The 14329-nt window shown below is 67.5% G+C and carries 13 protein-coding genes; 5 read left to right on the top strand and 8 right to left on the bottom strand.

The window, feature by feature from the left end:
• The first annotated feature begins 22 nt into the window (after positions 1-22).
• Both panD and pgi read left to right on the top strand, forming a co-directional pair.
• Positions 23-403 carry an aspartate 1-decarboxylase gene (gene panD, locus J3A72_RS16430; protein WP_014646751.1) on the top strand — a complete coding sequence of 127 codons (381 nt, stop codon included), beginning with the start codon at positions 23-25 and terminating at the stop codon, positions 401-403.
• A complete protein-coding gene (pgi, locus tag J3A72_RS16425; protein WP_075077234.1) occupies positions 400-1914 on the top strand; it encodes a glucose-6-phosphate isomerase in 1515 nt (504 codons plus the stop codon). The genes panD and pgi overlap by 4 nt, the downstream gene beginning before the upstream one ends.
• Before the next feature lie 235 nt (positions 1915-2149).
• Here the strand turns inward: pgi and J3A72_RS16420 are convergent, their stop codons facing one another.
• A complete protein-coding gene (locus J3A72_RS16420) occupies positions 2150-2719 on the bottom strand; it encodes a response regulator transcription factor (RefSeq protein WP_012510702.1) in 570 nt (189 codons plus the stop codon).
• Positions 2716-3942, bottom strand: a complete 1227-nt coding sequence (locus J3A72_RS16415; protein ID WP_032960817.1) for an ATP-binding protein — start codon at positions 3940-3942, stop codon at positions 2716-2718. The genes J3A72_RS16420 and J3A72_RS16415 overlap by 4 nt, the downstream gene beginning before the upstream one ends.
• A 114-nt stretch (positions 3943-4056) precedes the next feature.
• Between J3A72_RS16415 and ispG the strand changes: the two genes are divergently transcribed.
• The gene (gene ispG, locus J3A72_RS16410; RefSeq protein WP_041863307.1) at positions 4057-5322 is read left to right on the top strand and encodes a flavodoxin-dependent (E)-4-hydroxy-3-methylbut-2-enyl-diphosphate synthase; all 1266 of its coding nucleotides are present in this window, start codon (positions 4057-4059) and stop codon (positions 5320-5322) included.
• Positions 5303-6052 (top strand): phosphatase PAP2 family protein, encoded by a 750-nt coding sequence (locus tag J3A72_RS16405; RefSeq protein WP_032958602.1) that lies wholly within the window; start codon positions 5303-5305, stop codon positions 6050-6052. The genes ispG and J3A72_RS16405 overlap by 20 nt, the downstream gene beginning before the upstream one ends.
• A gap of 278 nt (positions 6053-6330) precedes the next feature.
• Here the strand turns inward: J3A72_RS16405 and J3A72_RS16400 are convergent, their stop codons facing one another.
• Entirely contained in the window at positions 6331-7311 is a 981-nt protein-coding gene (locus tag J3A72_RS16400) for an IS5 family transposase (RefSeq protein ID WP_075076136.1), read from the bottom strand.
• 104 nt (positions 7312-7415) lie between these two features.
• Between J3A72_RS16400 and J3A72_RS16395 the strand changes: the two genes are divergently transcribed.
• Positions 7416-8063, top strand: a complete 648-nt coding sequence (locus J3A72_RS16395; RefSeq protein WP_075075788.1) for a response regulator — start codon at positions 7416-7418, stop codon at positions 8061-8063.
• Positions 8064-8222: 159 nt separating this feature from the next.
• Here J3A72_RS16395 and J3A72_RS16390 read toward each other — a convergent pair whose 3' ends face one another.
• The 5 genes from J3A72_RS16390 to zwf all read right to left on the bottom strand — a co-directional run bounded on the left by J3A72_RS16390 (position 8223) and on the right by zwf (position 14136).
• Positions 8223-8882 carry a bifunctional 4-hydroxy-2-oxoglutarate aldolase/2-dehydro-3-deoxy-phosphogluconate aldolase gene (locus J3A72_RS16390; RefSeq protein WP_014646757.1) on the bottom strand — a complete coding sequence of 220 codons (660 nt, stop codon included), beginning with the start codon at positions 8880-8882 and terminating at the stop codon, positions 8223-8225.
• Positions 8883-8998: 116 nt separating this feature from the next.
• The gene (edd, locus tag J3A72_RS16385) at positions 8999-10915 is read right to left on the bottom strand and encodes a phosphogluconate dehydratase (RefSeq protein WP_075075789.1); all 1917 of its coding nucleotides are present in this window, start codon (positions 10913-10915) and stop codon (positions 8999-9001) included.
• 58 nt (positions 10916-10973) lie between these two features.
• Positions 10974-11699 (bottom strand): 6-phosphogluconolactonase, encoded by a 726-nt coding sequence (gene pgl / locus J3A72_RS16380; RefSeq protein WP_014646759.1) that lies wholly within the window; start codon positions 11697-11699, stop codon positions 10974-10976.
• Positions 11696-12703, bottom strand: a complete 1008-nt coding sequence (glk, locus tag J3A72_RS16375; protein WP_014646760.1) for a glucokinase — start codon at positions 12701-12703, stop codon at positions 11696-11698. The genes pgl and glk overlap by 4 nt, the downstream gene beginning before the upstream one ends.
• Positions 12700-14136 carry a glucose-6-phosphate dehydrogenase gene (gene zwf, locus J3A72_RS16370; protein ID WP_075075790.1) on the bottom strand — a complete coding sequence of 479 codons (1437 nt, stop codon included), beginning with the start codon at positions 14134-14136 and terminating at the stop codon, positions 12700-12702. Before zwf ends, glk begins: the two co-directional genes overlap by 4 nt.
• Positions 14137-14329 lie beyond the last annotated feature (193 nt).

The raw sequence follows: 14329 nt of genomic DNA, 5'->3' as shown, positions 1-14329 counted from the left end.
CCTTTGCCGTTGCAGCGCCCCCATGCACCTGTCCCTGCTCAAGACCAAGATCCATCGCGCCACCGTCACCCATTCCGAGCTGAACTACGAAGGCTCGATCGCCATCGATGACAACCTGCTGGCTGCCACCGGCATCCGCGAGTTCGAGCAGGTGCACATCTGGGACGTGACCAATGGTGCGCGTTTCTCGACCTATGCCATCCGCGCCGAAGCCGGCAGCGGCGTTGTCTCGCTCAACGGTGGCGCCGCGCGCCACGTGCAGGTCGGTGACATCATCATCATCGCCGCGTTCGCCAGCATGACCGAGCAGGAAGCTGACAGCTTCAGGCCGAAGCTGGTGTACGTTGATGGCAACAACCAGATCACCCACACCAACGACACGATCCCGACCCAGGCCGCATGACAACGAACAACGGATTCGACTCGCTGCATTCCCACGCCCAGCGCCTGAAGGGCGCAAGCATTCCCAGCCTGCTCGCCGCCGAACCCGGCCGTGTACAGGAGCTGGCGCTGCGGGTCGGTCCGTTGTACGTCAATTTCGCCCGGCAGAAATACGATGCCGCGGCGTTGCAGGCGCTGTTGGCGCTGGCTGCCGAGCGTGGTGTCGGTGGTGCCATCACGCGCCTGTTCCGCGGCGAACAGGTCAACCTGACCGAAGGGCGCGCCGCGCTGCATACCGCGCTGCGCGGCGATGTGGTCGATGCGCCGGTGGCGGCCGAGGCCTATGCCACCGCGCGCGCGATCCGCCAGCGCATGGGCGTGCTGGTGCGCGCGCTGGAAGACAGTGGCGTGACCGATGTGGTCAGCGTCGGCATCGGTGGTTCCGACCTTGGCCCGCGCCTGGTCGCCGACGCGCTGCGTCCGGTCAGCGGTGCGCGCCTGCGCGTGCATTTCGTCTCGAACGTGGACGGCGCCGCCATGCAGCGCACGCTGGCCACGCTGGATCCGGCCAAGACCGCCGGCATCCTCATCTCCAAGACCTTCGGTACGCAGGAAACGCTGCTCAACGGCCAGATCCTGCACGACTGGCTGGGCGGCAGCGAGCGCCTGTATGCAGTCAGCGCCAATCCGGATCGCGCCGCCAAGGCCTTCGCGATCGCCGCCGATCGCGTACTGCCGATGTGGGACTGGGTGGGTGGCCGCTATTCGCTGTGGTCGGCGGTCGGTTTCCCGATCGCGTTGGCGATCGGCTTCGAGCGCTTTGAGCAGCTGCTGGAAGGCGCCGCACAGATGGATGCGCATGCGCTGGATGCACCGCTGGAGCGCAACCTGCCGGTGCTGCATGGCCTGACCGACATCTGGAACCGCAACCTGCTGGGCCATGCCACGCATGCGGTGATGACCTACGACCAGCGTCTGGCGCTGCTGCCGGCCTACCTGCAGCAGCTGGTGATGGAAAGCCTGGGCAAGCGCGTGCAGCGTGATGGTGCGCCGGTCACCACCGACACCGTGCCGGTGTGGTGGGGTGGGGCAGGCACCGATGTGCAGCACAGCTTCTTCCAGGCGCTGCACCAGGGCACCAGCGTCGTTCCGGCCGACTTCGTCGGCTGTGTGCACAACGATGATCCCTACACGACCAATCACCAGGCCCTGCTGGCCAACCTGTTGGCACAGACCGAGGCGCTGGCCAATGGCCAGAGCAGCGACGATCCGCACCGTGATTACCCGGGCGGGCGGCCGAGCACGCTGATCCTGCTCGACGCGCTCACCCCGCAGGCACTGGGTGCGCTGATCGCCATGTACGAACACGCCGTGTACGTGCAGTCGGTGATCTGGAACATCAACGCGTTCGACCAGTTCGGTGTCGAGCTCGGCAAGCAACTGGCCAGTGGCCTGCTGCCGGCGCTGCAGGGCGAGGATGTGGCGGTTGCCGATCCGATGACCCGCGAGATCCTGGCGCAGCTGAAGCGCTGATGCTCTGGTAGTGCCGGCCGCTGGCCGGCATCCAGGTGATGCTTCAATCGTTCATGAGGTTGCCGGCCAGCGGCCGGCACTACCGCGGCGAATGGGTTGCCGGCCAGCGGCCGGCACTACCGCAGCAGATGGGTTGCCGGCCAGCGGCCGGCACTACCGCAGCAGATGGGTTGCCGGCCAGCGGCCGGCACTACCGCAGCAGATGGGTTGCCGGCCAGCGGCCGGCACTACCGTGTCACCGGCTCGGGTCGCGCTCCGGGCTTGGCCGCTTGGCCAGTTTGCGCTGCAGCGAGCGCCGGTGCATGCCGAGCAGGCGCGCGGCCGCTGACACGTTGCCGCCGGTCTCGTGCATCGCCTGCTGGATGTGTTCCCACTGCAGGCGGCTGATCGGCGTCATCGCGTCCGGCACTTCCATTTCGCCATCGTCGGCCGGGCCGTCGTCTTCCTCGCCGAGGGCGCGCAGGATCATCGGCACCGTGGCCGGCTTCGGCAGGTAATCATCCGCACCCAGCTTGATCGCCTCCACCGCGGTGGCGATGCTGGCGTAGCCGGTTACCAGCAGGATCCGCATGTCCGCGCGCAGCGCGCGCAGCGGCTGGATCAGTGCCAGGCCGGAATCGCTGCCCAGCTTCAGGTCGATCAGCGCGAACGCCGGTGGATGCTGCCGGGCCAGCGCCAGCGCACTGGCGGCATCCTGTGCGGTCTGCGTTTCAAGCCCCTTGCGGGCCAGGCTGCGTTGCAGGGTACGCAGGTACAGCTCGTCGTCGTCGACCAGCAGGCCCAGGGTGGAATGGTGAAGGCTCATGGGGTGTCCTCGCGTGGGGCCAGCGGCAGGCGGAAGCCGACGCGGCTGCCGGCCCCCTGGGCCGGGCGCATCCACATCTCGCCGTCGAGGCGTTCGATGGTGGCATGGGACAGGGCCAGGCCGACGCCCATGCCCTCGCTCTTGCTGCTGCCGAACAGCTTGCCCGGCAGCACGGCGGCACGGGCGTCGAAGCCATGGCCGTAGTCGCGGACTTCGCCGATCAGGTCGTCGCCTTCGATGCGCAGGTCCAGGTCCACGCGTGGCCGGCCGGCTTTCTCGCCGGCATCGGCGGCGTTGTTGAGCAGGACCATCAGCAGATGGCCTACGCCCGGGTCCAGCGGCAGCCGCAGCGGCGCATCATCGTTGCGGTGCAGGTCGATGGTCGGCCGCACCAGGCGCCATTGCTCCAGCACCTGCTGTGCGCTGGAATGGCTGCGGCCCGGTGCGTCGGCCGAGGCCGGAGCAGCCAGCGCCAGCACGCGCTCCCGGCACTGCACCAGCAGCTCGCGCAGGGTTTCCATGTCCTCGCGCACTTCCGGCTCTTCGCTGCGCTCGGCCACATCGTCGGCGAGCAGGGTCATGGTCGCCAGCGGCGTGTTCAGTTCATGCGCCACCGAGGCGGCATGGGTGGCCAGCGCGACGATGCCCTCGTTGCGGGCGAAGCGCTCGCGCAGTGCCGACAGTTCCAGTTCGCGCTCCCGCAGGGCCAGCGCCAGCCGGGTGGAGAAGGCCAGTACCACCGCGGCGGAGATCAGGAAGTTGGCGACCACGCCCCAGCGATTCAGGTCCTGCGCGCGGAAATAACCGTCCGGCAATGGCTGGCCGAAGATGCCGCTGGCGGCGTAGCCGAGCAGGCAGGCCAGTGCGACCGCCAATGCCCAGCGCAGGGGCAGGGCGAACGCGGCCAGCGCGATCAGGATCAGGAACAGCGAGCTGAACGGGTTGGCCATGCCGCCGCTCCAGCCGACCATCCAGGTCAGGATGATCACGTCCACCAGGATGTGGCCGAACGCGGTCAGCGGTGCGGTGTCAGCCGCGTCCGGACGCAACTGGGTATAGATGTTGAACAGGGCCAGCACCGCCACACCGGCCCATAGCGGCAGCTGCGGCAACGGCAGGCCCAGCACCCAGGTGGCAACCAGGATGGTGGCGGCCTGGCCGCCTACGGCAAGCCAGCGCAGGCTGCACAGGGTACGGAGAAACGGGGCGTCGGGACCGGTCATTCACGCTCATCGTATGCGTTCACGGGCGGCTGTGCCTGCGACAATCGGCCGCAGCCGTGACACCGGCTGAATGCGAGTCACCCGGAATGCGGGGGCGGGCGGTAGAATGCGCCCATGCACGACGCCGTCACCCGCCCGACTCCTCCCTCCGATGCCACCTCCTGGCCCCGCCGCCAGACCCATGCCGTGCAGATCGGCGGGGTCACCGTAGGCGGAGGCAAGCCGGTCGTGGTGCAGTCGATGACCAACACCGACACGTCCGACGTGGCCTCCAGCGTGAAGCAGGTGGCCGAGCTGTGGCGGGCCGGTTCGGAAATGGTGCGTTTGACCGTCAATACCGTGGAAGCCGCTGCGGCGATCCCGCGCATCGTCGACAAGCTGGCGATGATGGGCATCGACGTGCCGCTGATCGGTGATTTCCACTACAACGGCCACCAGCTGCTGACCGCCGAGCCGGCATGTGCCGAAGCGCTGGCCAAGTACCGCATCAATCCGGGCAACGTCGGCTTCGGCAAGAAGAAGGATCTGCAGTTCGCCCAGTTGATCGAGTTCGCGATCCGCTACAACAAGCCGGTGCGCATCGGTGCCAACTGGGGCTCGCTGGACCAGGCCCTGGCGGCGAAGTTGATGGACGAGAACAACCTGCGCGAGCAGCCCTGGGATGCCGGTCGCGTGCTGCGCGAGGCGCTGATCCGTTCGGCGCTGGATTCGGCCGAGCAGGCGGTGGAGCTCGGCCTGCCGCGCGATCGCATCGTGCTGTCGGCCAAGGTCAGTGGCGTGCAGGAGCTGATCGCGGTGTACCGCGACCTGGCCCAGCGCTCCGATTTTGCCCTGCACCTGGGCCTGACCGAGGCCGGTATCGGCAGCAAGGGCATCGTCGCCTCGTCGGCGGCGCTGGGCGTGCTGCTGCAGGAAGGCATCGGTGACACCATCCGCATCTCGCTGACCCCGGAACCGGGCCAGTCGCGCACGCAGGAAGTGATCGTCGCCCAGGAACTGCTGCAGACCACCGGCCAGCGTGCCTTCACGCCGCTGGTCACGGCTTGTCCGGGCTGCGGCCGCACCACCTCCGAGTTCTTCCAGGAACTGGCCAAGGTGGTGCAGAACCACGTGCGCGAGAAGATGCCGCTGTGGAAGATCCACCATCCGGGTGCGGAGAACATGACCCTGGCGGTGATGGGCTGCATCGTCAATGGGCCGGGTGAGTCGCGGCACGCCAACATCGGTATTTCCCTGCCGGGCACCGGCGAAACCCCGGCCGCGCCCGTGTTCGTCGATGGCGAGAAGAAGGTGACCCTGCGTGGCGAGAACATCGCCCAGGAGTTCGTCGCCCTGATCGACGATTACGTCGAACACAAATATGTCCGAAGCGCCGGATAAGCCTGCGATCCTCGCTGCGCCGGAGTCCGCCTCCGGTTTCCGCCACTGGATGGCGCACAATGCCTGGCGCCTGGTGCTGCTGTTCGGTGGCGTGCTGCTGCCGTTGGCGGGTTTCGTCGCCCTGGCCGACGAAGTGCACGAGTTTGAATCGTTCCATTTCGATGCGCCGCTGCTGTGGCAGATGCATGGCCTGCACTCACCGCTGCTGGACCGCTTCTTCGTGCTCATTTCCAGGCTGGGCTACGAATGGTTCCTGATTCCTGCCGACGTGCTGATCATCGGCGTGCTGCTGGGCTACCGGCGTTGGCGTGAGGCCACGTTCGTGGCGGTCAGCTTCGTCGGCTCGGCGCTGCTGAACATGGGCAGCAAGCATTTCTTCCAGCGCCAGCGCCCCAGCCTGTGGGAATCGATCGCGCCGGAATCGACGTTCAGCTTTCCCAGCGGCCACGCGATGGGCTCGATGACCCTGGCCGTGACCCTGGTGCTGCTGGCCTGGAACACCCGCTGGCGCTGGCCGGTGCTGCTGCTGGCGCCCGCGTTCAGCCTGCTGGTCAGCGTCTCCCGGGTCTATCTGGGCGTGCATTACCCCTCCGATATCCTGGCCGGATGGTGTGCCGCGCTGGTTTGGGTGGTAGGGTGCTATCTGGTCATGTTCAGTCGCCGGCATCCTTGGCGACGTCAGGATTCGCCGCCAGCGACGGCCAGCGAAGCATCATCACAGGGGGATTGACGTGGATGGCCCCTCCGGGGCGTCTACGTAATAGATCAGTTGTTTCGTTGCAGCAGGTTCTGCAAGACAGGGGGCAAGCACAACGCGCGGTACTGTGATGCGCAAGGCAGAATGCCCGGGTCGCATCTCGAACGCGCTTGCAGGGGTATCGGCGCCCTGCCTAGGGAGGGTCTGAACAACGCACTCTGACACTTGGATTTCAGCGTCAGAGCGCCGGACCAGCGTCGATTTGATCAATTTCCCGCCCTTTCAGGCGGTTTCTGGCGGGTTTTCCCGCCTTACAGGCGCACCACCCCCATCGCCGGCAACAGGCGCCGGCGCGCCATCCACAGGTTCGACAGCGCGAACAGCGTCAGCACCTGCGCCGCGTTCTTCGCCAGGCCGCGGTAGCGCACCTTCGTGTAGCCGAACTGGCGCTTGATCACCCGGAACGGATGCTCGACCTTCGCGCGCAGGCTCGCCTTGTACCGCTCCCAGCGCTCGGTGTAACGCCGCTCGCGCGGGTTCTTCATCGCCCGCAACTTCGACGGCTTCTCCGCGATCAGGAAGCCGGCCTCCACATCCTTCAACTCTTCACGCTTGTCGGCACCGGTATAGCCGCTGTCGCCACAGATCGTGTCTTCCCGGCCGTGCAGCAGCCTGTGTACCCGGGTCACGTCGGCCACGTTCGCCGCCGTGCACTCGACGTGGTGCACCAGGCCGGATTCATCATCGACGCCGATGTGCGCCTTCATGCCGAAGTGCCACTGGTTGCCCTTCTTCGTCTGGCACATTTCCGGATCGCGCTTGCCTTCGGCGTTCTTCGTCGAGCTCGGCGCGGCGATGATCGTCGCGTCCACGATCGTGCCCGCGTGCAGGCTCAGGCCCTTGCGCGCCAGATGCGCATTCACCCGCTCGAAGATCCGCCCGGCCAGGCCGTGGGTTTCCAGCAACCGGCGGAAGTGGAGGATCGTGGTCTCGTCGGGAATCGCGTCCACGCCGCCCAACCGCGCGAACCGGCGCATCACCGGCGTGTCGTACAAGGCCTCTTCCATCGCCGGGTCGCTGAGCGCGTACCACTGCTGCAGGAAATGGATGCGCAGCATCGTCGCCAGCGGGTACGGCTGGCGGCCGGGACGGCCCAGCTTCGGGTAGTGCGGCTCGATCAGCGCCAGCAGCGCCTGCCACGGCACCACCTGCTCCATCTCGGCCAGGAAGATCTCCCGCCGCGTGCGCTTGCGCTGGCCCAGGGTCTCGGCATCACCGAACGTCAGCTGCATCGATCGTCACCCCAATCTGGTGCGCTATTGTCGCCTGCAGCAGCGGAGTTGTTCAGACCTTCCCTAGCTTGACCTGCAATGGCCGCATTCGAAGAGGTACGTGAATGACGATTCGAGTCTACCTGGTGGATGACCACGCACTGGTCCGCACCGGGATGAAGATGATCCTGTCGGGGGAGACCGACATCGAGGTGGTGGGCGAAGCCGAGACCGGCGAAGATGCGCTGCGCGACGTCCGCCAGCTGCTGCCGGACGTGGTGCTGTGCGACCTGCACCTGCCCGGCGTGAGTGGCATGGAGGTGACCGAGCGCATCGTCCGCAGCCATCGCAACACCCGCGTGGTGATCGTGTCGGTGCTGGAAGACGGTCCGCTGCCGAAGCGCTTGCTGGAAGCCGGGGCTGCGGGCTACATCGGCAAGGGCTGCGATGCACAGGAGCTGCTGCGTGCGGTGCGCGATGTGGCCATGGGCCGTCGCTACCTGGGCACCAGCATCGCGCAGAACCTGGCCTTGTCGACCGTTGAAGGCAACGGCTCTCCATTCGACAGCCTGTCGCCGCGCGAGCTGGAAGTGGCGTTGCTGCTGACCCAGGGCCTGCGCCAGGAAGACATCGCGCGGCGCCTGAGCCTGAGTGCGAAGACGGTGAACACGCACAAGGCGCGGCTGTTCGAGAAGATGGGGATCCACGACAACATCGCGCTGGCGCGCATGGCCAGGCAGTACGGGCTGGTGGATCCGGCACGGCCGCTGTAAGGGATTCGGCCAACGGCTGAGCCCTCCGCAGGGCCACCGACAGGTTCCGTGCGCCGTCACTGCCGATAGAGGAAATGTAGAGCCGAGCCTATGCTCGGCTGCTTTCCGGCCTGCGGGCGCGGAGCCGAGCGTGGGCTCGGCTCTACAGCTGTGTCGGGCTCAGTGGCCGCGTACGCGCTTGATGATCTTCGCGGCGTCGGCGGCGCTGGCGCGCACCTTGTCCCACTGACCGTCGGCGATCCAGCTGCCCGGCACCATCCACGAACCGCCGATGCAGACCACGTTCTTCTGCTCGAGGTACTCGGCGGCGGTGTTTTCGGTGATGCCGCCGGTCGGGCACAGCTTGAGGTCGGCAACCGGGCCGGCCAGACCCTTGATCATCGCCAGCCCCCCCACGGCGGTGGCAGGGAACAGCTTGCACACGCGGAAGCCGCGCGCATACAGCGACAGCAGTTCGGTCGGCGTGGCCGCACCCGGCACTACCGGCAGCGGTGCCGCCGCCAGCGCATCGGCCAGCGCCGGTGGCGTACCCGGGGTCACCAGGAAGTCCGCGCCCGCATCGATCGACTGCTGCATCTGCTCCACGGTCAGCACCGTGCCGGCGCCCACCACCACGTCCGGCAGCTCGCGCTTGAGCATCGCCAATGCTTCCATCGCCACTGGCGTACGCAGCGTCAACTCGATCGCCGGCAGGCCACCTTCCAGCAACGCCGCACTGACCGCACGCGCCTGGTCCAGCGTATGAATCGTCACCACCGGCAGGATGCCCGCCGCACGCAACAGCTCCGCCGCCTTCACCTGATGTTGTTCGATACCCATGCTTTTGCCCTTGCCTTTGCTCTTCTTGATTCAGTGGCCGCAGCGCAAATGACGCGCCGGGAATTGTCCAGGGCGCTCTACTGCCCAGGCCGGGAAGCCTGCCGCGGCTTTTTGCTTCAGGCGTCTTTTGCCTCATGCGGCGCCGCCGCCGCTGCGGCATCGTGCCCCAGCTCGTACTCTGCGTCGTATTCCCACGGCCCGCCATCGGCCGCCGCCGGCCCGCACGAAATCGAAATCGCACCCTGATCGGCCGGCCCCACCACGCGTCGGTTGATCGCGAACAGGTTGCGGCCCAGGTCATGCGCGGCAGGCGCCGTGTTCGGGGCCAGCGGACGCGCGGCCCACTCGGCCGCGTCCACCAGCACTTCCAGCGTGCCGGCCTCACCATCGAGGCGGATCATGTCGCCTTCGCGGACCTTGGCCAGCGGACCACCGCGTGCCGCTTCCGGCGTCACATGGATCGCCGCCGGAATCTTGCCCGAGGCACCGGACAGGCGGCCGTCGGTGACCAGTGCCACGCGCCGGCCCTGGTTCTGCAGCAGCCCCAGCAGCGGCGCCAGCGAATGCAGTTCCGGCATGCCGTTGGCACGCGGGCCCTGGTAACGCACCACCGCCACGAAGTGCTCGGGCAGCAGGCCGCCGGCATGCAGCTTGTTCAGCACCTGCGGCGCATCGACCACCACGGCCGGTGCTTCGATCGTGCGGTACTGCGGCTTCACCGCCGACAGCTTGATCAGCGACTTGCCCAGGTTGCCGCGCAGCAGGCGCAGGCCGCCCTGGTGCTCGAACGGATTGTCGACGCCACGCACCACTTCGTCATCGGCGCTGTGTTGCAGGCCCGGCAGGTAGACCAGCTGGCCGTCGCGCAGCTGCGGCTCGCGCGCGTAGTCGGCCATGCCGCCGCGCGCCACGCTGACCAGGTCACCGTGCATCAGGCCCGCCCTGATCAGCTCGCCGAACACGAAGGCCGGTCCGCCAGCGGCCGCGAAACGGTTCACGTCGGCCTCGCCGTTCGGATAGACGCGGGCCAGCAGCGGAATCAGCTGCGACAGTTCGTCGAAGTCGTCCCAGGTCAGCACGATGCCGGCGGCACGCGCCACTGCGATCCAGTGGATGGTGTGGTTGGTCGAACCGCCGGTGGCCATCAGCGCGATGACCGCGTTGATGATCGCGCGCTCATCGATGATCCGGCCCAGCGGACGGAAGTCGTCGCCGAGCGCGGTGATCTCCAGTGCACGTTCGGTGGCTTCGCGGGTGAGGGCGTCGCGCAGCGGCGTGCCCGGATTGACGAACGATGCGCCCGGCAGCTGCACGCCCATCGCTTCCAGCAGCACCTGGTTGGAATTGGCGGTGCCGTAGAAGGTGCAGGTGCCGGCGCCGTGGTACGAGGCGGACTCGGCTTCCAGCAGCTCTTCGCGGGTGGCTTCGCCGGCGGCATAGCGCTCGCGCACTTCCGCCTTCTGCTTGTTCGGGATGCCCGGGGTCATCGGGCCAGCCGGCACGAACACCGCCGGCAGGTGGCCGAAGGCCAGCGCGCCGATCAGCAGGCCCGGCACGATCTTGTCGCACACGCCGAGGTAGACGGTGGTATCAAACATGTCATGGCTGAGGCCGATCGCAGTGGCCTGGGCGATCACATCGCGCGAGAACAGCGACAGTTCCATGCCGCCGCGGCCCTGGGTGACGCCGTCGCACATCGCCGGCACGCCGCCGGCCACCTGTGCCGTAGCACCCAGCTCGCGGGCGATCTCGCGGATCTGCTCGGGATAGGTCTCGAACGGCTGGTGCGCCGACAACATGTCGTTGTAGGCGGTGATGATGCCCAGGTTCGGCGTCACGCCGCCCCGCAGGCGGCTCTTGTCGGTACCGCCACAGGCGGCGAATCCATGGGCGAGGTTGCCGCAGCTCAGGCGGCTGCGGAACGGGCCTTCGCGCAGGGAGGCGTCGATCGCGGCCAGGTAGGCGGCACGCGAGGCGGCGCTGCGGCGGATGACACGCTCAGTGATGGCTTGCAATTGCGGATGGAGGCTCATTGGCTACCGGCGTTCAAGGTGGCGAGAGGCAAGCGGCGGCAGGGCACCGCCGCCGACATCAATCAGCCCAGTGGACGCGCAGGCGCGCGCCTTCCAGGTTGATCGCGTTGAGGATCGGATACTGCTGGGCGTCGTTGCTGTCCAACGCTTGGCGCAGCACCTGCAGCTTCTGCTTGCCGCGCAGCAGCAGCAGGCGCTGTCGGCACTGGCGCAGCCCATGCGGGGTCAGCGTGATGCGCAGCGGCCACTGGTTCGCACCCGGGCAGCCGGTGGCATCCAGCGCGGCATAGGGCAGGGTGCTTTCCAGTGCGCGGGCGAGGTCCTTCGAGCCCGGGAACAGCGAGGCGGTGTGGCCGTCGTTGCCCATGCCCAGTGCCACCAGGCTCGGCGGCTGGCTGTGCTGTGCCTGCAGGTTGGCGGTGTACACGCATTCGGGCAGGGGCTTGCCGATCCGCACCAGTGGATCGAAATGCGCACCCTCGGCGCGTTTCAGCAGGTGCTCGCGCACCAGCCAGGCATTGCTGTCGCGATCCTGCGGCGACAGCCAGCGCTCGTCGGCCAGGCTCACTTCCACCCGGTCCCAGTGCACGTCCAACTCGGCCAGCGCCTGGTAGACCGGCGCCGGTGTAGTGCCGCCAGACAGCAGGATGCGGGCGCGGCCCACTTCGTTGATGTCGTGGTTGAGGGTGTGCGCCATCTCGGCGGCAACGGCTTCGATCCAGCCATCGGCATCGCCATGGTTGATGAACTCGATGCGGTCGTCGTGGAAGGTGGTGGGGCTCATGCGGCAACTCCAGGTGCGTCACGTTCGGCGTCGGCGGCATAGGCGGCGGCGCCCAGCAGTCCTGCGTGGGGATGCATCACCGCCAACGAGGGCACGCGCGCCATGATGGAAGAGAACCGGCCCTTGTGCTCGAAGCGCTGGCGGAAACCGGAGTGCTGCAGCGAATCGAGCATCTTCGGGGTCAGCCCGCCGGTCAGGAACACGCCGTCCCAGGCGCCCTGGGTCAGCACCAGATCGCCAGCAATGGCGCCGAACACGGCGCAGAACACATCCACGGTGCGCATCGCCTGCGGATCGCCGTGCAGGGCGCGGGCGGTCACGTCCACCGGCTGCAGCTGGCCCGGATCGATGCCGGCCATCTCGCACACGGCGCGATGGATGTTGACCAGGCCGGGGCCGCAGATCAGGCGCTCGTTGGAGACGCGGCCGAACTGCTCGGACAGGATCTCCAGGATGCGGATCTCTTCCGGGGTTCCCGGCGGGAAGCTGACATGGCCGCCTTCGGTTTCCAGCGGATAGCAACGGCCGTGGCGCATGATCAGGCCGCCGACGCCGAGACCGGTACCGGGCCCGATCACCGCGTAGTTGCGTGGCTGGCCGGGCTTGCCCGGTACCCAGGCAGCCCCGCCGACCTGGACCACGTCATCGGGCTGAAGCAGCGAAATCGCCATCGCCTGCGCGGCGAAGTCGTTGATCAGGTGCAGTTCGTCGAACCCGAGCATGGCAGCGGTGCGGCTGCGCGAGATCACCCATGGATGGTTGGTGATGCGTGCTTCATCACCATCCACGCGACCGGCCACGGCGAACACGCCGCGGCTTGCCGTGGCGCCGATCTGTTCGAGATGGTGGCGCGCGGCATCACCCAGCGACGGGAACTCCGCCACCGCGTACTCGCGGATGCTGTCCTTCTGCAGCGGTGCGTCCAGCGAGGTGTCGGCCAGGGCGAAGCGCGCGTTGGTGCCACCGATGTCGGCGACCAGCACTGGCTGCGAGCTGGCACTCATGCCGACGCTCCGCTGTCGGGCGCGTCCAGGTCCTGCGGCAGGAACCCGCCCGCATTGCCCGGGCCCCATTGGCCGGCGGGGTAGGGCTCCAGCGGCAGCTTGGCGTCCTTCCAGGCGTCGGCGACGCTGTCGATCCAGGCCCAGGCCGCACGCACTTCGTCATCGCGCACGAACAGCGTGTGGTTGCCGTTGAAGGCATCCAGGAACAAGCGTTCGTAAGCGATACGGCGGTGCAGGCCGGTCGGCACCGACAGTTCCAGCTCCAGCGGATGCAGCTCCAGCGCGCCCCATTCCGGGCCTGCCAGGCTGCTCATCAGGCCCAGTTCGATGTTTTCCTGCGGCTGCAGCTGGAACACCAGGCGGTTCGGTGCGGCCTGCGCGCGCTGCGGGCGCTCGAACAGCCAGTGGGTGACCGGCTTCAGCGTTACCACCACGCGGGTGGTGCGCTCGGGCAGGCGCTTGCCGGTGACCAGGTGGAACGGCACGCCGCTCCAGCGCCAGTTGTCGATATGCGCGGTGACACCGGCGAAGGTTTCCACGTCGCTGCCTTCCGGCGGCTGGTAGGCCTGTGCCGGCTGGCCATTGATGGTGCCGGCGGTGTAGCGGCCACGGATGCTGTCACGCGCGGCGTGCTTGGCATCGAGCGGGCGCAGGGCGCGCAGCACCTTGACCTTCTCGTCGCGGATGCGATCGGCTTCCAGCGATGCCGGTGGTTCCATCGCCACCATGCACAGCAGCTGCAGGATGTGGCTCTGCACCATGTCGCGCAGTGCGCCGGAGCGGGCGTAATAGGCATCGCGGCCATCCACGCCTTCGCTTTCGGCCACCAGGATGTGCACCGATTCGATGTAGTTGCGGTTCCACACCGCTTCCAGCAGCGTGTTGCCGAAGCGCAGTGCGATCAGGTTCTGCACCGCGGCCTTGCCCAGGTAGTGGTCGAGGCGGAACACGCGGTCCTCGTCGATCCACTGGCCGATGGTGCGGATGATTTCCTCGGCGCTCTCGCTGTCGCTGCCGATCGGCTTTTCCAGCATCAGGCGTGCCGGCGCGGCGAGGGCGCCGCCCTTGGCCAGGCCTTCGCAGGTGGAGATGTACAGGCCCGGCGGGATGGCGAGGTAGCTGACGCACTTGCGGTGCACGAGGTCGGCGACCGCGGCGGCAACCGAGTCGACGTCGCGCAGGTCCACAGAGCGGTAGTCGATGCGACGCAGCAGGGCGCTGATGTCGTCCTGCGTGGCCATCGGCATGGCCTGCTGCAGGCGCGGCCGCAGGATGTCATGGAAGGCTTCGGTGTCATGCCCGGACAGGGCCAGCGCACGGATGCGGAAGTCCTCCGGCAGCAGGCCGTCGCCAAGCAGGCGAAGCAGCGAAGGGAACAGGTAGCGCTGGGCCAGATCACCTGTGGCACCGAACAGGAAGAGGGTGTCGTGCATCGCTCGAGTTTCAGATCCGGGTGACATCGTTGTCAATCGCTTCATGGCTGGGTTCGGGGGACATCCGCGCAACTGCCTGTCCGAGGTTCGTCAGGGGCGTTCTCCGGGGTGCCGGAAGACCGTTCCATTCGAAACCACTGCCTCGGCGGAACCTTCGTTCAACCGCCGACGCAGATCGGTGCGCACCGATCAT

The organism is Stenotrophomonas sp. PvP093 (assembly GCF_017876915.1).
Lineage (GTDB): Bacteria > Pseudomonadota > Gammaproteobacteria > Xanthomonadales > Xanthomonadaceae > Stenotrophomonas > Stenotrophomonas muris.
The sequence above is the reverse complement of the archived record's forward strand: the minus strand, read 5'-3'. Positions and strand labels throughout refer to the sequence as shown.